Raw genomic sequence first — 22,581 nt, 5'->3', positions numbered from 1 at the left:
GTTAATCCTTCCAACGCAGTGCAGGTGTGTTTACGGGTGCATCCCATAGGTCAAGCAATTCGTCAGTCACCGGAACCAAGGTTAAAGAACACCCTGCCATGTCCAGGCTCGTCATGTAGTTACCGACAAGTGAACGTGCCACGGGAATTTGGCGTTCGCTCAGTCGGTCGTGAAGTTCGGCAAACATTGAATACAGCTCGATCAGTGGTGTTGCGCCTAGACCACTGAGCATGGCTATCACTTGCCGGCCTTGAAATGATCTCTCAGCGGTAATCGACTCGACTATCGTTTGGGAAAGTTGGGTGGCGGACTGCAAAGGAACTCTTTGTCGTCCAGGCTCACCGTGGATGCCGACTCCTAGTTCCATTTGCCCCTCCGGGAGATCGAAGGTTGGTCGGCCAAGAGCCGGGAGACTACAACTGGAAAGTCCCGCACCCATTGAGCGTCCAGAATCCGCGACTTGTTGGGCAATTTCTCGGACCTGCTCCAAAGGCAAACCTCGTGCCGCGGCAGCGCCAGCGATCTTGTCAACGATCAGGCTGGTTCCCATTCCTCGTCGGCCTGGGCCGTCGTTAATAGCCTCGGGTGTTGCTTCATCACCAACGATGACGGTTGCGACATGAATGCCTTGTGCTTGGGCTAATTCTGCAGCCATTTCGAAGCTGAGTACGTCCCCTGTGTAGTTTTTGACTACGAATAATACGCCAGCACCGGTGTCTACCTTCAGTGCTGCACAGAGGATCTGGTCGGGGGTTGGTGAGGTGAAGATTTCTCCGATACAAGCGGCGTCCAGCATGCCTGCTCCGACAAAACCACCGTGCATGGGTTCATGACCAGATCCACCACCGGCGACAATGCCGACTCGACCAGCACGGCTTATGGTGCTGAAGATAATGCGCTCTTCAACGTCGACCATGAGCTGTGGGTAAGCAGCGCTGAATCCTCGAAGCGAATCCGCGATCAGCGTGCTCGCTGAATTTTGTAGTCTGTTCATACCTTCACGCCCTGCATAGTCAAAAGACGTGACTGGTGAAAAAGGTTTGCCTCGGTGCCCCTAATGGTTTCCCGAATTGAGTCAGCAAAATGCTGGACGCTGGGGGAGGAGGTAGGAGCAGAAAGTATTGGTGTGTTAACAAGAACGCGCTGAGCTGTACCGATCACTTTGGTCGAACTCTGGCGCTGCATACGGTTTTCACCCATGCCTTCGGTTCTCCTTTGAACAACGAACGTCAACGACGAAAAATAAAATTCGACAATGTCGAATTCAATTCGGTAATATCAAATAATGCCGTTCGGGTTCCTTGGTTGTCAAGGGTTCCAACGGATATGTTGAACAACGAAGTCAACGGATGATGGGAGCATGCGCTGTGATTCAGTCAATTGACCGTGCAGCGAAAATACTCGGTCTACTCCAGGGCGCAAGACGTCTGGGTATCTCGGAATTAGCATCTGCGTTAGAGCTCCCGCCATCGACGGTTCACGGGATAGTTAAATCCCTTCAGGCCCATGGATTGGTGGCCCAAGAAGCAACAGGAAATCGCTACGTTCTCGGCCCGGCACTACTCAAACTTTCCAGTGTCTATCTTGATACGCTCGATGTTCGGGCCCGTGCCATGCGATGGATGCACGAACTGTCGCGGAGCACAGGTTTTGCCGCGCGACTCGGTGTGAACCTGCTTGGTGAAGTACTGATCATTCATCATGATCCTCGCCCAGATGGAACCGAACAGATGCCTGAAACGGGGCTCAATCTGCCAGCTCATGCCTCCGCTCTAGGCAAGGTCCTGCTTGCGCACATCCCAGAGATGCAACTCGACGTGCACAGCCGCCCGTTGACCGAACTTACCGGTTGTACGATCACTGAACCAGAACTCCTAAATGCCGAACTTGAGCAAGTGCGCTTTAACGGAATTGCGCTGGAAAATGAGGAAGCCGTCATTGGTGAGTCCTCTCTGGCGGCGCCGGTGTTTGGTGAGAATTCTATGATTGTCGCCGCCCTGTCTCTGGTGGTTCCGGCTAACCAGTGGCCAGTCGACGAGAAAATAGTTCAAGATCTTCGTGATGCTGCACGGACGATTTCCAAGGAGCTGGGAGCGCAGGTTCGAGCTGTGAACCCCGGAGAATAGCCAGGGGTTCCCGCTGTTCTTTTGCTTCACTTTGATAAGTGACTAATCTACTGAATATTGTTCGTGCCCATGTCTGTGGTTCTTTGGGGGAAACCGCGGAATCACCGGGAATATGATGAATTGTGGAATTGAAAACCGGTTGACTTTTCAGTTAGTCGCTCGGGGAGTGAGCGTTAAATCGGACTGTGGCTGTTGGGGTGGACTTGTTGCTGTTTTTCTGACCGTTGAGTCAGAGGTAAAACGCTTTATTGCTGATCCTGTTGAGCGTTTTTTGAAATTCGTTGCAAGCGCGGGAAAAATACTTGCGCGCGCAATGTCGTATCAGGTATGCCTGAAAGCAAGTTATTTAGCCCCGTAACCATTCCAACCAAGTCCGGCGAAGGACTGACGCTACGCAACCGCGTTGTTTTGCCACCAATGTGCCAGTACGTCATTGATGAGCGCAACGGCGTTCCAACCACCTGGCACCTAGCCCATTTGGGCTCCATGGCACACGGCGGATTCTCTCTGGTCATCACCGAAGCCACCGCAGTTGCTGCCGAAGGTCGAATCTCAGACCGAGACGCTGGGCTGTGGAACCAGGCACAGGTTGAAGCGTGGAAGCCTGTGACCCAGTATGTGCGTTCGCACGGCGCTGCCATTGGCGTTCAGTTGGCTCATGCCGGCGCCAAGGCTTCAACCTATGGATGGCTCGAAGAGCTAGAAGATGCCGGCAAGCTCGGCAGTATCAGTGCAGAAGAAGGTGGCTGGGATACGGTCACCGCAAGTTCCAGCGAGATTTTCGGTTTGAAGCCCTCGACGGCAATGAGCACCGAGCAGATCGCTGCTTCGGTCCAGGACTGGGCCGCTGCCGCACAGCGTGCCGACGCTGCAGGTTTTGATCTGATCCAGATCCATGCGGCCCACGGCTACTTGATCCACCAGTTCCTCTCTCCGCTGACCAATAAGCGCACCGACGAATATGGTGGAAGTTATGAAAACCGAACCCGCTACTTACGCGAAATAGTTCAGGCTGTCGCCAAGGTTTGGCCGGCCCACAAGCCGCTGGGAATCCGCTTCTCCGGCGAGGACTGGGTCGAGGAAGGCTGGGGCATTGCCGATACGGTCAAGCTGGCCCAAGAATTGTATGAGCTTGGTGTCCGTGCCTTTGATCTTTCCAGCGCGGGCATCGGCGCATTCCATGGCCCAACCGGACCCGGCTACCAGGTGTCGCTGGCGCAGGCAGTCAAGCAGGCACTGCCTGAAGACGCGTTTGTCACCGCGGTGGGAGTCATCACCGACGCCATCCAGGCAGAACATATCGTGGTCTCGGGCCAGGCCGATGGCGTGAGCATCGGACGGGCCGCCCTGGGCAATCCGCAGTGGCCGAATCACGCCGCGCAGCTGCTTGGAGCCGAGAAATCACACCCTCCGCAGTACTGGCGCGGCCGCTGGTAAATTGTTGCCGCCATGCTGATTTCTTCCAAATCACGAGTTAGTTTCTGGTTAACTCTTCCAGCCGCTGAATAGTGATGTTAGGTTAGTCCCACGGATCTAGTCGCAACGCGGCCAAGGGTCGCGTGCGGAAGGGAGTCAGCATGGCACTACGCGCGGATTCTAATGGAATCGACGCTTCGCTCTATCGGAGAAACGGCTCGTGGAGCACCGCCCTCGTGGACGCATCGTTGGGAACCACTGCCGCCCAAGAAGCCGCAGATCGGCTTCCGGGCGAAGTAGCCAAGCTGCTCAAGAGCCAGCAGGCACAGCCGGACGATGTCCAAGCACTGATCGGCGCACTGGAACCAGCCGAGGGCCTGCGAGCACCCGTAGCAAGATTCGTCGCCGTTCATGACGGCGAAGTCGTGCTCAACGAAATCATTCCAGGACTCAAGGTCCAAACTCCATCGGTGGATGTGGGTCCATTCCCGAACTTCACGGCGCTGGCTCGCGCTCGTGGCGGATCGTTCTCCTACCTCGTAGCCGAAGTCAGCAGGGACGGAGGTGAAGTGCACCTCTATAACACTGCGTCCCCTGAACGCCTTGGCAGCCGTGGCATTGTCGGATTGCCCGAGGAAATCCACCATGCGCGCAAGGTGCCCGGCGAATATGACCAGCCGAAGGCCCAGGCGGCCGCCGATGAGATGGTACGCCGAAATGCTGATGAGGTCGCCGGCCTGATCAGCGAGATGTCCACCGAGAACTACGTCCGTCTGGTCATTCTTTCCGGCGATATCAAGGCCCGTGAAATAGTGTTCGGGGCACTTCCGGTGGCACTGAAGGAATACGTAGAAGTCATCGACTCGCATACGCGTACCGGAGGTGCGGACGCCAAGCAGGTCGATGCCCAGATCACCAAGCTGGTGGAGGAGGTCAAAGCCAAGGATCTGGCTGAATTGGAGTCGAAGGTTGCCGCCCAGTCCGGCAACGGCCGAGCTCAATTGGCTGTCGGATTGAATGAAGTCGTCACTGCACTCCAATCGGCGCAAGCCGAAATGGTGCTGGTTGGGCAATACCAAAGCGAGCATACCCTGCGGGCCTTGAGCGCAGAACCGTGGATTGCCCATCAAGATGGGGATGACCATGCAGAGTTGGTGGTCGGCGAGTGGCCAGCGCCGGAAGTGCTCTTGCGCGCGACCGCGCTGACGGACGCCAGCATCCGATACGTACCGGAATCGATGATCCCTGACGGAGCAGGAATCGCGGCCTTGCTGCGCTGGGCCAAGTCCTGAATAAGCACACTAGATGAAATTGCAGGAAACGAAACGATCCGCACAGGAGCTCCTGTGCGGATCGTTTTTTGCGCTTGAGCTGCGTGATGCCTAGCGGTCCGATGGGTCGGGTGCCCGAGGCGCTGGTGGGGAATCCACCGGCGGATTGCCGGCGTTCGGCTGCTGCTCTGGCTGATATGCCGGAGGAGCCCAGTATGGCTGGTTAGGGTGAAGCGACGGCTGGTTCATTTGCCATGGCTGCAGCATCGGACGGCGGTCTGCAACCGGGATTGGGCCAGCCGTGCGGGCGATGCCCTGCCTGTCCGCAAGCTTGACAAGCATGAAGGTCAACAGAGCCATGAAGCACACCGAGAAGACTAATGAAACCGGGTTGGATTCCGTGGCGTTCAGATCGACAACGCCGACTGCGCCGAGCAGGAACAAGAAGGTGTTGTTGATGATGTGCATGGCCATCGCCGCTTCCAGGCCGCCGGTGCGCCACGTCAGATAGCCTGCTGCGATAGCGAAGGCTGCCACATCGAGAAGCCCCCAGATGTCGTAGAGGTGGCCGATGGTGAACAGCGGCACCGGTAGCAGGATGGCGAACAAGGGATGCTTCAGCCAGCTGCCGATGACCTGCATGAACGCACCGCGGAAGACGAGCTCTTCGGCTGCGCACTGGAACGGTGTCAAGAGGATAACCAGCAGGGCATAGAACAGCGGATCCGTGGGCAGGCTGCTGGCAGGCACGGGCTCGGACGCGCCAATTCCCACTGCGCCCAGCCCGAAGTTCACCCCGAAATACAAGGCGAACAAAACGGCGCTGGCAGCCAACGCCAGGCCGAACCATCGCCAGCGCAATTTGCCGGTGACCGAAATCAACAGGCCGACAGGCTTCGGCCCGATAAGCAAATAAGCGAAAAAGACCGCAGGGATCATGATGATCAATGAGGCCATGGTCATCGAGAAGTCCGTCGCCGATGCCATATTCAGCATTGGATCCATGAGGAATTGGCCGGGGGCCTCTTCCGAATTATCGGCAGCCCACGTCATCGGGTTCATGAGCAGTGCGGCGAACATCGCCAGCATTGCAATGAGCAAAGCTGCGAGGTAGAAGCCAATGCCGACGCCGGAGAACGCCAGCGGACGCCACCAGCGATAGTTCGCACTGCGTCTCATCAGGCGATGGAACGGATAGCTCATTTCACCTTCGGCGCCCTGCGGCGAGGGTGGCAAATTCATGGGTAAGCTCATGGCTCAATTCTCTCGTTCCGCGACGCTGGAAAGCATGAACCTTGGGGAGGATTTATCGCGTCATCCTTTTGAGCGTCCACGCACAGCGCGGGAAGACGCGGACTGCGTCCATATGAAACTCCCAGGGGTCAGCTCTTAGACTTGGTAAGGACGATTCGCCTTTATTGATTTGGAGCAGCGCCACGTGGGCCAGCATCACCATGACGAACCGATTTTGCAGGATCCCAAGCGCCGACGGCGTGCCTCGATTATCCTTTGGGCTCTGCTTGCGCCCATAGGTGCTTTGGCCATGGTCATGGTCATCCTGTTGTGGCCGCAAGGCAACTAAGACAAGTTCGCCCTCAACGGAGCCATGGATACTACCGGCGGAGCGACGATGGAAGTTGGCACCGTTACGCGCAGCGCCGTCCAGGATTGCCCTTCCTCCCAAGGGTTGGAAGAAGTAGGCGGCAAGGTGCTCGAATGCCAGGTCACCTATGTGATGCCCGAATCCGGTGGCGCTGAAATCCAGTTGGAGATCCCGCCGGAAATGCTGCAATCACGGGATGCGCGCGCGGGCGACAGCATTCGTTACCTAGATCTTTCCGCGGTCGACACCACCAGCGGTAGCCCGTACGTGTTCGTTGACTTCGTCCGGACATTGCCCATGGCCCTGCTGGCCATCGCCTATGGCGTGGTGGTGGTGCTCGTCGCCGGTTGGCGCGGCACCCGGGCCATGATCGGACTGATCGGCGGCATCGCCTTCATGATCGTCTTCATGGTTCCGGCCTTGCTTGAAGGCGGCAATCCGGTCTTGGTGGGACTCACGGGCTCCACCGCCATCATGTTCGTCGCGCTGTATTTCGCCCATGGACTTAACGCGAAGACATCCACAGCGCTGCTGGGAACGCTCTTCGGTCTTGCGGTGACGGCAGGGATGGTGCTCTGGTTGACCGATGCGGCCGCGTTGACCGGGGCCAATGATGAATCGACAATCACCTTGTCGACGGTGGCCCCGCAAATATCTTTGCCCGGCTTGCTGATCTGCGGTGTCCTGGTCGGCGGCATGGGTGTGCTCAATGACGTGACGATCACCCAATCGGCCACCGTGTGGGAATTGGCCGAGAGCTCGCCGAAGGCTTCTGCCAGGGAATTGTTCTTCCGGGGCATGCGCATAGGCCGCGATCATATCGCTTCGACTGTTTACACGATTGCTTTCGCCTATGCTGGTGCGGCCCTGCCAGTCCTGGCCATTGCCGCATTGAGCAACCAGAGTTTCGGCGTCACCCTGGGCTCCGGCGCCATGGCCGAAGAAGTCATCCGCATTCTGATCGGCTCCATTGGATTGGTCCTGGCAATTCCGGTAACGACCGCAATTGCGGTCATGGTCGTGAAGGCGACCGGCACCGGCGGTGCCCACGGCAAACGCTCCTTGCAACGCGTGGGTTCCGACTCCTAGGTGCGAACCATTCTCATATGTAATGTAGAATAGTTCTCAATAGCGATCCGATTTAGATGGAGACACCCATGAAGAACCACCGCTCGCTGCTCGCAGCGGCTGTCGCCCTGCCTGCTGCTGGACTGATCCTCGCCGGATGCGGTAGCAGCACAGCCAGCGAATCAACGGAAGCGGATTCTGCTGCGATCAGCGTAGTGGCCACGACGAACGTCTACGGACAGATCGCCCGTGCCATTGGCGGAGAAAGCGTGGAGGTCAGCGAGATCATCACTTCGGCTGCGCAGGATCCGCACTCCTACGAGCCAACCGCCCGAGATAAGCTGGCGATCTCCAATGCCTCGTTGGTGCTGGCTAATGGCGGAGGGTATGACCAGTTCATGGACTCCCTGGTTTCCTCGATTCCAGAAGGCAAGGCTGGCGAGATCACGCTCGTGCACGCGGTGGATTCCTCGCCGGTAGCCGAGGACTCGGAAGCAGCTGGGCATGAGGGTGAAAGCGCCGAAGAGCATGCGCAGCACGCCGAAGAGGATTCGCATGAGGGCCACGACCACGCGGCCTACAACGAGCACATCTGGTATGACCTGGAATCCATGGGCGACCTGGCTGATGCGCTGGCTGAATCCTTCGGAAAGGCCGATAGCGCCAACGCCGAGCAGTACCAACGGAATGCGGTTTCCTTCAACGAAGGAATCGACAAGCTGGAGCAACAGCTCGCTACCGCGAAGCTGGATGGCAAGAGCTTCGTGATGACCGAGCCTGTACCATTCCACTTGCTGCATGCTGCAGGCATGGAGGATGCCACCCCGGAAGGGCTGAGCGAAGCCATTGAAGAGGGCGAAGGCATTGCACCGATGACCATGAAGAAGGCCGAAGACCTGCTTTCCGCAGGCAATGCTGACGTACTTGCCTACAACGTGCAGACTGAAGGCAGTGAAACCAAGGCGCTGAGGAAGAGCGCAGAGCAGGGGCAGATCCCCGTGGTTGACTTTGCAGAAACCATCCAGGATGACTCCAGCTACCTCGAGTGGATGGAGTCCAACATTTCCGACTTGGCTTCCGCGATCAACGGCTAAACCTACGTAGACTAAATGCATGGCATTGTTCTCCTCCCAGATAACTGAAGCGACAGGAAAAGCACGCTCCCTCCTCGCGGAGCGGTCAGTCCGAGCAGAAATCGCCCACTTGGACCGGGGAATCGAACAAGCCGACCATGTGCTGTTCTTCGCCGAAGGCCCCGGCCAGTTCTACCAGCTCGGAGTCTGGCTGGGGACCTTTGAGCGATTGGCTGCCCAGGGCCTGAGCATCGGAGTGGTGCTCATGGACGCCCTGAGCGCACGCCAGGCGCTGGAAGCGACGACTCTGCCGATCATGTTCTCGCGTTCCATGGAACAGATCGAGAACAAGCTGCGCGAGTGGGATGCCAAATCCATCAACTATGTGAATAACGCCCAGCGGAACTTCACGATGCTGCGTTTCAATGGGCCGGCGCACATTCACCTGAACCACGGTGAAAGTGAAAAGGCGTCGATGGTCTCCAACCAGCTCAAGGCCTACGACTTCGCCTGCGTGGCGGGTGCCGCTGCGGTCGAGCGCATCACCGAAAGCATTGCCCGTTTCGACCCAACGCATCTGGTGCAGATCGGCCGCCCGCAGCTCGACAGCCTGGAATGGCCCGAGCCATCCGAGAAGATCCGGGTGCTCTACGCGCCGACATGGGAAGGCGATTCCCAGGCCATGGCCTACTCGTCCGTGGCCACATTGGGGGAGCGGATCCTCGCCCAGCTGAGTAACGATGAACGCTTCGACGTGCGTTTCCGACCTCATCCGAAGACCGGAGATGTTTCCGCTGAAGCGAAGAAGGCAGTCCTCGGCCTGAAGAGCAATTATGCCGCCACGTTGGACCCGATCGGCGATGCTGCGCAGTCATTGGTGTGGGCGGACGTGGCCATCTGCGACACCTCGGCGATGGCCTATGACGCGGTAGCGCTGAACATCCCGCTGCTGTTGTCGGGGGATCCCGAAAGCAAGCTCCATGCCGGGCTGCCATTGAACCAGCGGCTGGGCAACGCGAACGCCCTGGCCCAGAAGGTAGCTGACCTGGCCGCCTCGCCCGTGGCCGGGGCGCAAAAACAGCTGGCCCAGTACTTTTTTGCCACCACCGAACCAGGGGTGGCAACCAAGAAGCTGAACCAGCTGCTTTCCAGTCTCTAGTATTTCGCGCCTAGCGGTGCTTGAAGACCGTATCCTGCCATTCACGGTGGGCACGGGGATCGTGGGAGATCATCACGTGCTTGACGTTGGTGTACTCATCGAAAGAATACTGGCTCATGTCCTTGCCCATGCCGGAAGCTTTGTAGCCGCCATGCGGCATGTCTGAAACGATCAGAATATGCTCGTTGATCCACACGCAACCGGCCTGGATCTCCGCGCTGGCACGCATCGCCCGGTCCACGTTCTTGGTCCATGCGCTCGCCGCCAGGCCATACAGGGTATCGTTAGCCAGTTCGATGGCCTCATCGTCGGTGCTGAACGGCAGAGCCACCAGAACCGGTCCGAACACTTCCTGCTGCACGATCTCCGAATCCTGGGCGGCTCCAACCACCAAGGTAGGACGGTAGAAGAAGCCATCGCCCTCAAGCTGACGGCCGCCAGCCAGTACCTGCGCTCCTTGATCCTTGGCCCGCTGGACCATCGAGGAGACCTTCTGCAGGTGCGCTTGGCTGATCATCGAGCCCATGTCGGTTTCGGGGTCGGTGGGATCTCCCACCACCATGGCCTCCATCAGCTCGGCCACACGGCTGGTGAACCGCTCGAAAACCGAGGAATGCACATAGGCGCGGGTGGCCGCGGTGCAATCCTGGCCTGAATTGATCGTCGAGCCGGCTACCGCACCGTGCGCGGCGGCTTCGATATCCGCATCATCGAAGACCACCAGCGGGGCCTTCCCACCGAGCTCCAGATGCACCCGGGTACCGCTCTCGGCGGCCATGGACATGATCTTCAGGCCCACCGTGGTGGAGCCGGTGAACGAGGTCATCTTCACCAGCTGGTGGCGCACTAACGGCGCACCGACGCTGGGACCGTCGCCAACCACAATATTGACCACCCCGTCCGGGAGCCCTGCATCCTTGGCAGCCCGGGCAAAGAGCACCGAAGTGCCCGGGGTCAGCTCGCTGGGCTTGAGCACAATCGTGTTGCCGGCGGCGATCGCGGGCAGGATCTTCCATGCAGCCATCTGCAACGGGTAGTTCCAGGGGCTGATCGAGCCGATCACGCCGATGGCTTCGCGGCGAATCATCGAGGTGGTGTTCCCGGCATAGTCCCCGGCGGCCAAGCCCTGCAGGTTGCGTGCGGCGCCAGCAAAGAAGTTCACGTTGTCGATGGAACCGGGCACATCGAACTGGGTGGACATGCGGATGCTCTTGCCGGTTTGCGCGGTCTCCACCGTTGCAATCTCATCGGCATGCTGCTCAAGTTCGCGGGCGAAGGCCAGCAGGTGGTCGGCACGCTCGCCCGGGGTGAGCTTGGACCAGGTTGTGAAGGCCTCGGCTGCCGCCTGCACCGCCTGGTCAACCTGCTCAAGGCTTGCGGTATCGACGTCCAGCAGCTTTTTCCCGGTGGCAGGATTCACGCGTTCCAGCACTGGGCCGAGCCCGCGGACTTGCTGGCCGTTGATGAACTGGTGTCCGAGGGAACTATCGTAGTAGGCCATGTGGATTCTCCTAGGGATGCTCAGAGGGTGAAGTAGATCTTGCGCAGGGTTTCGGTGACGGTCCAGAGCGTGCTCATGCCAGCATGAAGCCTGGCAAGGCTGCCCGGAACCAGCCGGAGTTCCTGGGCGCCGAAGCCGCCGGCTTCCAGGATCTGCACGGTGGCGCGGCCGGAAAGCACAACAAAATATTCGTCGGATTCGATATCCCGCATGGCGCCGCCAGACATTTCCCAGATGCCGACTTCCGCATCCCCGAGGGTGCCCAGTTCCGCATAGCCTGTGGTCGCGGGTGCCTGTCCGTCAGCCCGCTGGTCTTCGCCGATCGGTTCGTGGCTCAGCTCCGCATCGCCGGCCTGGACGATACTGGCTCGAAGGTCTTTTGCGGGCATCAGGAATCGAACCCCATTCCGATCTTGTCCATCAGCTTCAAGAAGGCCGAGCGCTCGCCGTGATTGCGGTCGGCCTTGGCCAGCTGGCTGGTCATGAGCTTCACGCCCACCCAGGCGGCAGGCTCGGGCGGGAAAGGGATCGGCTTGGTGCGCACCAGTTCCAATTCGGTCAGCCCCGTTTTCTTCCCCGAGAGCAGATCCAGCATGACCTTGGCACCGAAACGCGTGGCACCCACACCCAGGCCGGTGAAGCCTGCGCAGTAGGCGACCTTGCCGCCATAGGCCAGATCGAAGAATGAGAAGAAGCGCGAGCAGGTATCGATAGCGCCACCCCATGCGTGGGAGAACTTCACATCCATCAGGTCCGGGAAGCTGCCGAAGAAATGCGCGACGAGCTTTTCGAAGGTCCGCTGGTTGGTGTCGTAGCTGGAGCGCACCTTGCCGCCGAAATGGTAGACCGCGTCGTAGCCGCCGTAAAGAATGCGGAAGTTCCCCTCGGCATCGATGGTGGGGCGGGCATAGTGGAAGCGGTTGTTCAGATCTGCCAGGCCCACCATGTCCGCCCAGCCGATGGCTGTGCGCTGCTGGGCTGTGAGTGGTTCGGTCATCAGCGCGTAATCGTAGACCGGGATGATGCGTGCGCGGTGGCGCTTGAGCAGCGAGGGGAAGACGTTGGTGGCCAGGGCTACGCGCTGGGCGGTGATCTGGCCGTCGGCGGTGAGCACCTGGACCTGCGTGCCGGTATTCTCCATCTCCAAGGCGTGGGTGTGCTCGTAGAATTCAACGCCCAGTTCGCGGCACACGCGGGCCAGTTCCCAGACGAGCTTGGCCGGGTGGATCAGCGCGGTGGAATGGTTGTCGCGGGCGCCGGCCAGGAAATCCGGGGAGTTGATCAGCTGTTTGACCGCGTCGGCGTCCAGGTAGTCGACGCCCGGGGCTTCAGCTTCCTCGGCCACCCACGCGATCTGATGCTGCTCGGTGGCCACGTTGATCGAGCCGTGGCGGATGAAGTCCACGTCCATGGCGTAGCGCTGCACCGTTGCTTCGAACTCGTCGAGGTTCTGCGCCCCGAGCTCGGCGAGCAGCTCGATTTCTTCCGGCAGGTGGTTTGCGCCATTTGCTTCGCCGTGGACCAGCGATGCTTCGCAGAAGCCGCCATTGCGCCCCGACGCGGCCCAGCCCAAGCGCTGGCCCTCGATCAGCACCACCTTGCGGGCAGGATCCCGTTCCTTGGCTTGAAGCGCGGTCCATAATCCGGTGTAGCCGCCGCCGATAACCAGCAGGTCGGTGGTGATTGACCCGTGCAGTGCCGGGTGGGGCGCGGGGCGCTGGACGTTGTCCAGCCAGTAGCTGGTGCGCTTGGCATCTGCCAGTGCCCGGGCGACTAAGGCGGGGGAGACTTCGGCTTCATGCCTGTCAAACGTCAGTTCATTGGTGGTGGCCATTGGTACTTTCCTCGAAGATAGCTGGTTCGGTGGACGCTATCGATGCAGGGGAACGACCAATGGTCCTTGCGGCTTTGTGGTCTGCTGGGCACCGAGGATGCCAGATGAGTGCCTGTCGGCGGTCAAGGCTATCCCTCTTCTCGGAAAAGTTGAACACAAATTGAATGTGATTCATTACTCATCTAAGCCGGTGCATCTCGGGGTTGTCAAGATCCGGGAGCAGGCAGAAACCCGGCCTTGAGAACAGCGGAGCGTTGCATTCAAGACCGGGTCTGGCTAGGCGGGAAGAGCCGCGGGTTCTGAGCTATCCGGTTGATCGGCACGGCGTAGGACGCTGCCTGCGGTGTGGCGGCTGAGCCAAGCGGCGCCGAACATCACGAGGAATTCGGCAGCCGCGATGCCCAGCATCACCGGCGCATGGTGCGTGACATGCCCCGCATGCGCTCCGTGATGGCCGGTGAACCAGGGCATCCCGATCACCATCGCCACGTGCGAAGCACCCATCAGCGCGCTCATCACCAGCAGGCTCATGGGAGAGCCGCCGCGCAGCACGCACCAGGAGCATTTGACGCACCAGACCGCCATTGCCAGCAAGGCCAGGGTCCACCACAGCGTGTGCGGCAGCACTGTCAGCACCAGCAGGTGGGCCGCCGCCAGGCACAGCGAGCCGATGCCCAGCGCGCGGTGCCCGGCGGAAACCCTGGCAGTGAGACTAGTCGCCGCTGCCACAGCAGCCGTCGGATTCCGTAGTGGCACAGCAGCCGTGCTGGACCGGTGCCGGGACATCAAGCACAGGGGAGCGGTCGAAGAATCCTTCGGGGCGGATGGTGAATCCGACCTTGTCCACGGGCATCATCGGCCAGTCCTCGGTGCGCGGGAAGTGGGTCAGCGCGAAGGTGTGCCACAGGCTGATCTGCTCGCCATCGATGTTCTTGTCGTCCTCGATCCAGGAGCCGATGCCGTCAACGCCAGGGTTCTGGTTCACGAAGTCGCCGGTGGGGTAGCGCTGGCCATCCTCGCGCTTGGTCACCCACAGGGCCTTGGAAGCGAACTCGGCGCGGCGGTGGATGGAGGATCCCTCGGCGGCCAGCAGGGTCGGGAGTCCCTGGGACATCAGCTTGTAGCCTACCGGCTTGCCCAGGTAGTTCTGCTTCTCGGGGTTGGTGACCACCCAGGTGCGCCCGGCGGTCGGGTTGTTCTCGCGTACCGCCTGCTTTTCGGTGGCCAGCACAGTATGGCTGCGGGTAAAGGCGTTGCCGCGCGGATTCTCCTTGCTGATCGGCAGGCGGACGGCTTCTTCCTCGATGACGCGGCTCGGGCCGCCATCCAGCGCGAAGTCCAGGCGGGCGCCGAAGATGTGCTGGTGGAACGGCGCGGTCAGCCCCGGAGCGATCTCGGATGAGAAGCGCTCGTCGCCCATGGCCGAGGTGAACACGATGCCGGTGGCCTTGGCCTCGAATTCGATGGTGCCATCCAGGTAGAGGTACCAGTAGAAGCCATAGTCGTAGTTGCCCACGGTGGTGAAGAAGCTGATCACCAGGCGGCGGTTGCGCCGGGTGTACTTCACTCCGGACCAGTCATCGGCATGCTTGGAGAGGATCGAGGCGTCCTCCTCATGCATGCAGATGCCGTTGGCGATCGTCTGCGCATTGCCGTCGGCATCGGTGACCACCGGTGAGATGTAGTGGATTTCGCCCAAGCAGTCGCAGCCGAGCTCCAGGGAGTTGGCCAGGCGCCCGATGAGGTATTCGCCGGTGTCGAAGTAGTTCTGCCAGCTGCGTACCGGCGACGGATCCCCGTAGGGCACGACCATTTCCGCGATGGAGGCCCGGTCGGCTCCACCTCATACACATGCGCAGTGCCGTCCAATGCAGCGATTTCGGCTGCCAATCCTGCGCCATCGGCTAATACGGTGAAGTAGATGTGGTTCATGGTGACTTCGGGCCGATAGTTCGAGGGGAAACCGGGAGATAGCAGATCCCCGGGGCGCAATGCTGCCTTGGTGCCGTGGAAAAAGGTCCCTGGTCAAGATCCTGGCTCATGCGCACTGAGCTTAGCCGATGCACTGGCAGAGCGAAAGAGCAACCCAAACGTGCCCTGATTGCCGTTGCGGCTTTGCGGGATGCACCAGTCAGTGCACGTATATTGGAGATGAACCGGCCACCACCACTGGAGATCCCCGCGTGCCCATTTTGAACAAAGACATGTCCCTCTGCATTTCGCTCTCCGGGCGTCCATCGAATATCGGGACGCGTTTCCACAACTACCTGTATGACGAGCTCGGCCTGAACTTCATCTACAAGGCCTTCTCCACCGAGGACCTGCCAGGAGCAATCGCCGGGGTACGTGCCCTGGGCATTCGCGGCTGCTCGGTCTCGATGCCGTTCAAGGAAGAAGTCATGGAACTGGTAGACGAAATCGAGCCTTCTGCAGCTGCCATCGATTCGGTCAACACGATTGTGAATCACGGTGGCCGGCTCGTGGCATCGAATACCGACTTCGAGGCGATCGCCGCCCTGATTGCCCGCCATGGTTTGAATGCGCGCAGCAGCGTCCTGGTGCGCGGTTCCGGCGGCATGGCCAAGGCAGTGGTTGCCGCTTTCCGTGAGGCCGGATTCAGCGACGTGACGGTGCTGGCACGCAATGCGCACGCAGGCAAAGCGCTGGCAGACAAGTACGGCTACCGCCACGCCTCGGCAGATCCAGTTCCAGGCCATCAGATCCTGGTCAACGTCACTCCATTGGGCATGGATGGGGAGAATGCCGAAACGCTGTCGTTCACCGCTGAGCATATTGCTTCGGCACAAAGCGTCTTCGACGTGGTCGCCTTCCCCAGCCAGACGCCGCTGATCCGTGCCGCGCGAGACGCCGGCAAGCAGGTCATCACCGGAGCCGAGGTCATCGCGCTGCAAGCCGCGGCGCAGTTCGAAAAGTACACCGGGCACCCGCTGACCGAAGAACAAGTCCTGCGCGCGTCGGAGTTCTCACGGCAGTAGGAACGAGGCTACGGTTCCGCGCCAATTTCGGCAATTGCAGACGGAGTAGGTAGAAAACTTTCCAGTGACACGAATAAAGTGATTGGAACCAGCTGAACAGAGTCAAGGCAACAGAGGGGTGGCCAGTTTGCGCGGCAAATTATCAACGCTCAAGGAAATGGAGTACGACAACTATTCAGCTTGGAAGCGCCACCGGCCGTGGATATTCCGTGTGGCTTCTGCCTTACTCTTCTTCTGCGCCAGTTGGTTGCTTCTGCTCAATGCGTTTTCGCTCACCAACACGATTGACAACACTGCCCTAGCCGGGATGGCTTTCGGCTCGATTATTCTGTTCGGTGTTGGACTCTTCTTCTTGATGACTTCGTTCGGGAAGATGCGACTTGCCTGGCGGGCATTTCGCCGTTCTAAGGGACACTACACGAAATCCGAAATGGTGATCGTGAATGAAAGAGCGGAGCTTGCGCGGGCACAGATTGCTGCCGCCCAGTTGGCGGGCGACCTTTATGACGGAACATGGCGACCTCAAGACCCGCCATGGGACGTTGTTACGGAGTCGAATGAACTTGTAATTTGCGCCGCCAACGCCAACTATGCGCGATTTTACGGTTCCGATGTCACCTACATGCAGAGTTCGGGATTCCTGATGGGGCATCCAACTTTCGTCGCAGTTGGCGTACTGGCTATGGCGTGGGGAAACAGAACGCGTCGTACTCAAGCCGAAGCGTTGGCAAAGGAACAGTGGCGTGAGCAGCAGGAGGTGTTAGCAGTGATCACGAATCACCGGGTGATCTGCCGACGCCAAGATGGCGTTTGGCTAAGCTTCTACTTCCACGGAGCCAGCAGCATGGACATCGACAGCTCAACGGGCACGATGATCATGCAGTTCCCGGATACCCAGCCGCTGATACTAGGAGGTACCGGTGGTTTATACGCTGCCGTAGCCGCAGTCTGGGCAGTACGTGGAGCACGTGGGTTGGAAGGACATCCAGGGCTTGCCTACCTGCGTTCTTTGGAAGAGGCTCCCAGCGCCTGACCGGTCAAGCAAGCAAGAGGGCCCGGCGCTTGCGCGCCGGGCCCTCACCGCTGGTCAGCTGCTAACCGCGCAGCACAACCTCAACTTCTTCCATCTGCTGTCCGGCAGGATATTGGCCGTTGAACAGCTTCGAGCCAGCCTCGGTGAGCACCGCCGAGAAACGGGTCTTGACCAACCCAAAAGCGTTCGAAACGCTGGTTTCGGTAAGCTCGGCAATGGCTACGCGCTCGCCGGCCTCGTCAATGGTGAGGGTGATGCGGTCATCGTGGTTCACGATGCGCGGCTCAATGAGATCCAGCTTCATCATGCCTCCGTGCCCGGAGAAGGAAACACGGCCGTTGAACCAGATTTCATTCTCCGGAACCTCGGTAGCGGGGGAGAGAGGGAACGCCAACGCGTTGCCTGCCTGCCACACCCCGTTGGCGGCCTCGATGCGTCCGTCGGCGAGGGAAGAAATGTAGCTCACGAACGAAGCCTTCAGGCCCCATTCAAGATGCGGCTGGAACGGATCGCCTGCTGGCGCGCCACTTCCGATCATGGTCTTTTCCCTCCACAGGATATTGGCGTGAATAAATGCTGTGGCCAGTATTTCACACTGAAGTCAGATCCGGGTTCGCAGTTCTCTGCCAGCTAATCCTTCGTCATCTTGGGCTCGACGAGCGGGCGGTATTCGGCCTGCATGGAGATCTGGGCGTCCTCGTAGCTCGTGCCATCGGGGAGGGTGATGTCCGCAGTGGCCCACGACCCGTTCCAATACTTGATATCCAGCTTGGTCGGCGAGTATTCCTTGTGGATATTTGCTTCGAGATTGCTCATCGCGGTGCTGTAGCCGGTGATCCCCATGACCAGGAAGACGGCTGTCGCGACTGCTGCAAGTCCGGCTGAAATGAATTCGGTGCGAATGGACGAGCGCCGGGCATAGGTCTGCTCCCCGTCACGCAGGCTGGCGAACGCCCTGCGGCGGATCAGTGCGTGGATTGCCAGGGGCACCGCGATCAGCAGGAGGACCACGGACAACGCCACGGACATGAGCGGAAGGCCGAAGGCTACTGGTAGATAGTCATCCATGTACTTACCCTACCCACGTCAGCGCCTGACTTCCAGAGTCAGATCGCCTTCCCCGGGTTCAAGATGCCCTGCGGATCGAACACCGCGCGCAGCCGCCGTTGCAATGCCAGCGAGGTCTCGCCCAGCTCCTCGGCCAGCCAATCCTGCTTGAGCAGGCCGATGCCGTGCTCGCCGGTCAGCGTGCCGCCCAGCAACTGGGCAAGGTGGAACATGTCGCCCAGCGCCGCTTTCGGCGCACCACTGGTGATCGACTGCCCTTCGGGCACCACGATGATCGGATGCAGGTTGCCGTCGGCGGCATGGGCAATGGTGAAGATCGAAACTCCGCGCTCGTCCTCGATGCGCTGCAGGCCGGCGAACGCCTCGGCCAAACGGTGCCGCGGCACGCCGATATCGCAGATCGAGGCGGTGCCCAGCAGCTCCATGCTCGGGATGGCCTGCCGCCGGGCCTCGATGAGCGCCGCGGCTTGTTCCTGGTCGCTGGCAATCTCGATGAACCCGGCCAGCGGGGCAATCGCCTCCTGCAGCGCCTGCATTTCCAGATGCGCGCCGTAGCCATCGGTCTGCGCGAGCAGCAAGGCTCCGCCGCGCGACTGGTGATCCGTTCCCAGCGCTGCATCCACCGCCTTCAAGGTCTTGCCGCACATCAGCTCCAGCACCGAGGGAGTCAGCCGTTCGGCGATCACCGCCGAGGCAGCCTTCGCCGCGGCATCTTCATCGGGGAAATAGGCGACCAGGGTGGAGGTGTGCTTGGGCTTGGGGCGCAGCCGCAGCAACGCCTCGACCACGATGCCCAGGGTGCCTTCCGAACCAATCATCAGAGCATTCATGTCGTAGCCGGCCACGCCCTTGATGGTCCTCCGCCCGGTGCGCAGCAGCTGCCCGTCGGGCAGCACCACTAGCAAGCTAAGTACCGACTCGCGGGTGACCCCGTACTTGGCGCACCACATGCCTCCGGCGTTGGTGGCGATATTCCCGCCGATGGAGCAGATCGCGGTGCTGGCCGGATCCGGAGCGTAGAACAGCCCATGCTCACCGGCCGCCTGGTTCACCGCTGCATTGATCACCCCGGGCTGCACCACCGCGGTGGCCTCCACCGGATCAATCTGGAGGATCTTGTCCATCCGGGACAGATCGAGCACGATCTGCCCAGCCTGCGCGCTGGAACCTGCCGCCAGCCCGGTACCTGCCCCGCGCGGCACGATCTCCGCCCCATGCTCATGGGCCAGCTTCATCGCCAGCACCACGTCGTCGATGCTCTGGGCAAAGATCACCCCGTCGGCGAAGCTCGGGGGCACATAGCCGGAGCGGTCAATACTGGCTGTTTGGCGCTCGGCCTCATCGAGCGAGGCACGCGGGTGGGCGCTGAGTACGGCGTGGGTGGCGGCTGCATTCACGGTGGACTCCTGTTAAGAGAACTGGCAGGACAGCGGTGCTGTCCTGCCAGTAGGGGATTATTGAACGAACGTGTCGGCCACGGCCAGTGCCTGCTCAAGGCGATCCAGTGCTTCGATCAGCACGTCGTCCTCGATATTCATTGCAGGCACCACATGCAGCCGGTTGAAGTTGGCGAAAGGCAAAAGCCCTGCGGACTTCGCCGCGGCAATCACCTGGTTCATTTGTGGGCTGCTGCCGCCATAGGCAGCCAGCGGCTCACGAGTGTCCCGGTTCTTCACCAGCTCGATCGCCCAGAACACCCCGGTGCCGCGCACCTCTCCCACCGATGGGTGCTCGGCCGCGAACTGCGCCAGGCGCGGCCCGATGATCTCCTCGCCCAACCTCTTGGCGTTCTCCACCATGCCTTCTTCTTCCATCGCGGTGATGGTGGCTACCGCCGCCGCGCACGCCAGCGGATGGCCAGAATAGGTCAGACCGCCCGGGTAGACCCGCTCGCGGAAGGTCTCGAAGATTTCCGGGCTGATCGCCACGCCGCCCAAAGGCACGTAGCCGGAGTTCACGCCCTTGGCGAAGGTCAGCAGATCCGGAACCACGCCGGCATGATCCACCGCGAACCACTTACCGCTGCGCCCGAAGCCGGCCATCACCTCATCGGCGATGTACACGATGCCGTGCTTCTTAGTCAGCTCGCGCACCCCTTCAAGGTAGCCCGGAGGCGGCAGGTAGATCCCGGCCGTGCCCGGAATGGATTCCAGGATGAGCGCGGCAATGGTGCCCGGCCCCTGAAGCAGAATCGTGTCTTCCAGGTGCTTGAGCGCCCGTTGCGTCTCCTCTTCGGGAGTCGTTGAATTGAAGTAGGAGCGGTACGGGTAGGCCGGGAAGAAATGCACCACCCCGTCGGTTGCATGATCCGAGGCGAAGCGCCGCGGATCCCCGGTGATGTTCACCGCCAGGTGCGTGCCGCCATGGTAGGAACGGTACGCCGAAAGCACCTTGTGCTTGCCGGTATGCAGCCGCGCCATGCGCACCGCGTGCTCCACTGCATCGGCTCCGCCATTGGTGAAGAAGATCTTGTTCAGCTCACCGGGGGTGTGCTTGGCAACCAAGCGTGCTGCTTCCGAGCGCGCGTCGTTGACATGCTGCGGGGCGATGGTGGCCAGCTTGCCGGCCTGTTCCTGGATCGCGGCGATGACCTTCGGGTGCTGGTGGCCGATGTTCGTGTTCACCAGCTGGCTGGAGAGGTCAATGAGCTTGGTGCCCTCCCCGTCCCACACGTACGAGCCCTCGGCCTTGAGCACCGTCATCGGGGTGAACGGGCCCTGGGCCTGCCAGGAGTGGAAGACGTGTTCGCGGTCCAGCTCGTAGGCGCGCTTCCCGGCGGCGATCTGCTCGCCGGTGATTTCTTCAGTCATTTGCTCGCTCATGGTCCTAGTCGTTCTGCGGGAAGCCGAGGTTGATGCCGCCGTGGCTCGGGTCGAGCCAGCGCTTGGTGATCACCTTGTTGCGGGTGAAGAACTTGAAGCCCTCCGGGCCGTAGGCGTGCTGGTCGCCGAACAGCGAGGCCTTCCAGCCGCCGAAGGAGTGGTAGCCCACGGGGACCGGGATCGGCACGTTGACCCCGACCATGCCCACCTGGATCTCGTCCTCGAAGCGGCGGGCCGCGCCGCCGTCATTGGTGAAGATCGCGGTGCCGTTGCCGTACGGCGAGGAGTTGATCAAATCGATGCCCTCGTTGAAGCTGTCCACACGGACCACCGACAGCACCGGGCCGAAGATCTCCTCGGTGTAGATGGACATGTCCGTGCCGACCTTGTCGAACATCGTCGGGTGCAGGAAGAAGCCCTCGCCATCGGCATCCACCGTGCCGGTGCGGCCATCGAGCACCAGCTCGGCGCCGGCAGCGACGCCTGCGTCGATGTAGCCGGCCACCTTCGCCTTGTGCTCGCCGGTGATCAGCGGGCCCATGTCGCAGCCGCGGGTGCCATCGCCCACGCGCAGCGTCTTGGCGCGCTCGGCGATCTTGGCGACCAGCTCATCGGCGATGGTGTCGAGCGCGACGACCACGGAGATCGCCATGCAGCGCTCGCCGGCCGCGCCGAAGCCCGCGTTGACCGCCATGTCGGCGGCCAGGTCCAGGTCGGCATCCGGCAGCACCAGCATGTGGTTCTTCGCGCCGCCGAAGGCCTGCACCCGCTTGTTGTGGGCGGTTCCGGTGGAGTAGACGTACTGCGCGATCGGGGTGGAACCCACGAAGGACACCGAGTTCACCCGCGGATCGGTCAGCAGGGTGTCCACCGCTTCCTTGTCGCCGTGCACCACATTCAGCACGCCCTCGGGCAGACCGGCCTCGGTGAACAGCTCGGCCAGCCAGTTGGCGGCCGACGGGTCCTTCTCCGATGGCTTGAGCACCACGGTGTTGCCGGCGGCGATGGCTACCGGGAAGAACCACAGCGGCACCATGGCCGGGAAGTTGAAGGGAGAGATGATGGCCGAGACGCCGACCGGCTGGCGCAGGGACTGCACGTCGATGCCGGTTGAGGCGTTCTGCGAGAACTCGCCCTTGAGCAGGTAGGGGGCGTTGCAGCACAGCTCGACGACCTCCAGGCCGCGGGCCACCTCGCCCAGCGCGTCATCCAGCACCTTGCCGTGCTCGGCGGTGATGATCGCCGCCAGCTCGCCCTTGCGCTCGGCCAGCAGCTGGCGGAAGTTGAACATGATCGCGGTGCGGCGGGCCAGCGAGGTGTCGCGCCAGCCCGGGAAGGCGTCCGCGGCGGCGGCGATCGCGTGCTCGGTGGTGGCCTTGGAGGCCAGCGCCACGTGGCGGGAGACCTCGCCGGTGGCCGGGTTGTAGACCTTGCCGGTGCGGTCATCGGCGGAGTAGCTGGCGTTGTTGATCCAGTGCTGCAAGGTGTCGGTCAGCGTTGCGGTCATCGTATCGGCCTTTCGAAGTTGGGTGCCTGCATTCATCATGGGTCATGGATGTGAGGGGCAACACCATCACTGTGTCATGATTTAAGCACTATCGATGACGGAGT

General features: G+C 60.8%; 20 protein-coding genes and 2 pseudogenes. 8 read left to right on the top strand and 14 right to left on the bottom strand.

What is annotated here, in order from left to right:
• Position 1: 1 nt before the first annotated feature.
• Positions 2 to 994 (bottom strand): dihydroxyacetone kinase subunit DhaK, encoded by a 993-nt coding sequence (gene dhaK, locus ACLQ8T_RS12965; protein WP_413454847.1) that lies wholly within the window; start codon positions 992 to 994, stop codon positions 2 to 4.
• Entirely contained in the window at positions 991 to 1,200 is a 210-nt protein-coding gene (locus ACLQ8T_RS12960) for a hypothetical protein (RefSeq protein ID WP_413454846.1), read from the bottom strand. The genes dhaK and ACLQ8T_RS12960 overlap by 4 nt, the downstream gene beginning before the upstream one ends.
• A 149-nt stretch (positions 1,201 to 1,349) precedes the next feature.
• On the opposite strand from ACLQ8T_RS12960, the gene ACLQ8T_RS12955 reads away from it, so the two are divergent.
• The 3 genes from ACLQ8T_RS12955 to ACLQ8T_RS12945 all read left to right on the top strand — a co-directional run bounded on the left by ACLQ8T_RS12955 (position 1,350) and on the right by ACLQ8T_RS12945 (position 4,834).
• The gene (locus ACLQ8T_RS12955; protein WP_338085828.1) at positions 1,350 to 2,126 is read left to right on the top strand and encodes an IclR family transcriptional regulator; all 777 of its coding nucleotides are present in this window, start codon (positions 1,350 to 1,352) and stop codon (positions 2,124 to 2,126) included.
• 327 nt (positions 2,127 to 2,453) lie between these two features.
• Complete coding sequence (locus tag ACLQ8T_RS12950) at positions 2,454 to 3,563, top strand: NADH:flavin oxidoreductase/NADH oxidase (protein WP_204722806.1); 1,110 nt, start codon at positions 2,454 to 2,456, stop codon at positions 3,561 to 3,563.
• A gap of 140 nt (positions 3,564 to 3,703) precedes the next feature.
• The gene (locus ACLQ8T_RS12945; RefSeq protein ID WP_413454845.1) at positions 3,704 to 4,834 is read left to right on the top strand and encodes a hypothetical protein; all 1,131 of its coding nucleotides are present in this window, start codon (positions 3,704 to 3,706) and stop codon (positions 4,832 to 4,834) included.
• Between the two features lie 90 nt (positions 4,835 to 4,924).
• Here the strand turns inward: ACLQ8T_RS12945 and ACLQ8T_RS12940 are convergent, their stop codons facing one another.
• A complete protein-coding gene (locus ACLQ8T_RS12940; RefSeq protein WP_413454844.1) occupies positions 4,925 to 6,055 on the bottom strand; it encodes a type II CAAX prenyl endopeptidase Rce1 family protein in 1,131 nt (376 codons plus the stop codon).
• A gap of 364 nt (positions 6,056 to 6,419) precedes the next feature.
• On the opposite strand from ACLQ8T_RS12940, the gene ACLQ8T_RS12935 reads away from it, so the two are divergent.
• The 3 genes from ACLQ8T_RS12935 to ACLQ8T_RS12925 all read left to right on the top strand — a co-directional run bounded on the left by ACLQ8T_RS12935 (position 6,420) and on the right by ACLQ8T_RS12925 (position 9,716).
• A complete protein-coding gene (locus ACLQ8T_RS12935) occupies positions 6,420 to 7,505 on the top strand; it encodes a YibE/F family protein (RefSeq protein ID WP_413454843.1) in 1,086 nt (361 codons plus the stop codon).
• Positions 7,506 to 7,573: 68 nt separating this feature from the next.
• The gene (locus ACLQ8T_RS12930; protein WP_413454842.1) at positions 7,574 to 8,578 is read left to right on the top strand and encodes a metal ABC transporter solute-binding protein, Zn/Mn family; all 1,005 of its coding nucleotides are present in this window, start codon (positions 7,574 to 7,576) and stop codon (positions 8,576 to 8,578) included.
• 109 nt (positions 8,579 to 8,687) lie between these two features.
• Positions 8,688 to 9,716 carry a CDP-glycerol glycerophosphotransferase family protein gene (locus ACLQ8T_RS12925; protein WP_413454841.1) on the top strand — a complete coding sequence of 343 codons (1,029 nt, stop codon included), beginning with the start codon at positions 8,688 to 8,690 and terminating at the stop codon, positions 9,714 to 9,716.
• Between the two features lie 10 nt (positions 9,717 to 9,726).
• Here the strand turns inward: ACLQ8T_RS12925 and ACLQ8T_RS12920 are convergent, their stop codons facing one another.
• The 6 genes and pseudogenes from ACLQ8T_RS12920 to ACLQ8T_RS12895 all read right to left on the bottom strand — a co-directional run.
• Positions 9,727 to 11,217, bottom strand: a complete 1,491-nt coding sequence (locus ACLQ8T_RS12920) for a gamma-aminobutyraldehyde dehydrogenase (RefSeq protein WP_413454840.1) — start codon at positions 11,215 to 11,217, stop codon at positions 9,727 to 9,729.
• Positions 11,218 to 11,237: 20 nt separating this feature from the next.
• Positions 11,238 to 11,606, bottom strand: coding sequence for a cupin domain-containing protein (locus tag ACLQ8T_RS12915; RefSeq protein WP_413454839.1), 369 nt, complete (start codon positions 11,604 to 11,606; stop codon positions 11,238 to 11,240).
• Complete coding sequence (locus tag ACLQ8T_RS12910) at positions 11,606 to 13,051, bottom strand: NAD(P)/FAD-dependent oxidoreductase (protein WP_413454838.1); 1,446 nt, start codon at positions 13,049 to 13,051, stop codon at positions 11,606 to 11,608. Before ACLQ8T_RS12910 ends, ACLQ8T_RS12915 begins: the two co-directional genes overlap by 1 nt.
• 276 nt (positions 13,052 to 13,327) lie before the next feature.
• Entirely contained in the window at positions 13,328 to 13,780 is a 453-nt protein-coding gene (locus ACLQ8T_RS12905) for a hypothetical protein (RefSeq protein ID WP_413454837.1), read from the bottom strand.
• A pseudogene (locus ACLQ8T_RS12900) lies at positions 13,764 to 14,885 on the bottom strand (histamine oxidase); the annotation flags it as partial. The pseudogene ACLQ8T_RS12900 and the gene ACLQ8T_RS12905, both read right to left, overlap by 17 nt.
• Before the next feature lie 50 nt (positions 14,886 to 14,935).
• A pseudogene (locus tag ACLQ8T_RS12895) lies at positions 14,936 to 15,043 on the bottom strand (NAD(+)--rifampin ADP-ribosyltransferase); the annotation flags it as partial.
• Between the two features lie 191 nt (positions 15,044 to 15,234).
• On the opposite strand from ACLQ8T_RS12895, the gene ACLQ8T_RS12890 reads away from it, so the two are divergent.
• Entirely contained in the window at positions 15,235 to 16,047 is an 813-nt protein-coding gene (locus ACLQ8T_RS12890; protein WP_413454836.1) for a shikimate 5-dehydrogenase, read from the top strand.
• A 118-nt stretch (positions 16,048 to 16,165) separates the two neighbouring features.
• Positions 16,166 to 17,080 carry a hypothetical protein gene (locus ACLQ8T_RS12885; protein ID WP_204722797.1) on the top strand — a complete coding sequence of 305 codons (915 nt, stop codon included), beginning with the start codon at positions 16,166 to 16,168 and terminating at the stop codon, positions 17,078 to 17,080.
• 61 nt (positions 17,081 to 17,141) lie between these two features.
• Here ACLQ8T_RS12885 and ACLQ8T_RS12880 read toward each other — a convergent pair whose 3' ends face one another.
• The 5 genes from ACLQ8T_RS12880 to ACLQ8T_RS12860 form a co-directional block, all read right to left on the bottom strand.
• Entirely contained in the window at positions 17,142 to 17,618 is a 477-nt protein-coding gene (locus ACLQ8T_RS12880) for an HtaA domain-containing protein (protein WP_413454835.1), read from the bottom strand.
• A 92-nt stretch (positions 17,619 to 17,710) separates the two neighbouring features.
• Complete coding sequence (locus ACLQ8T_RS12875) at positions 17,711 to 18,148, bottom strand: hypothetical protein (protein ID WP_413454834.1); 438 nt, start codon at positions 18,146 to 18,148, stop codon at positions 17,711 to 17,713.
• A 38-nt stretch (positions 18,149 to 18,186) separates the two neighbouring features.
• Complete coding sequence (locus ACLQ8T_RS12870) at positions 18,187 to 19,545, bottom strand: FAD-binding oxidoreductase (protein WP_413454833.1); 1,359 nt, start codon at positions 19,543 to 19,545, stop codon at positions 18,187 to 18,189.
• Between the two features lie 57 nt (positions 19,546 to 19,602).
• Complete coding sequence (locus ACLQ8T_RS12865; protein WP_413454832.1) at positions 19,603 to 20,958, bottom strand: aspartate aminotransferase family protein; 1,356 nt, start codon at positions 20,956 to 20,958, stop codon at positions 19,603 to 19,605.
• 16 nt (positions 20,959 to 20,974) lie between these two features.
• Complete coding sequence (locus ACLQ8T_RS12860; protein ID WP_413454831.1) at positions 20,975 to 22,477, bottom strand: CoA-acylating methylmalonate-semialdehyde dehydrogenase; 1,503 nt, start codon at positions 22,475 to 22,477, stop codon at positions 20,975 to 20,977.
• Positions 22,478 to 22,581 lie beyond the last annotated feature (104 nt).

Origin of the sequence: Glutamicibacter sp. FR1, from assembly GCF_047300825.1 — a bacterium.
GTDB classification, from domain to species: domain Bacteria; phylum Actinomycetota; class Actinomycetes; order Actinomycetales; family Micrococcaceae; genus Glutamicibacter; species Glutamicibacter nicotianae.
This window is presented reverse-complemented; position numbering and strand designations above follow the sequence as displayed.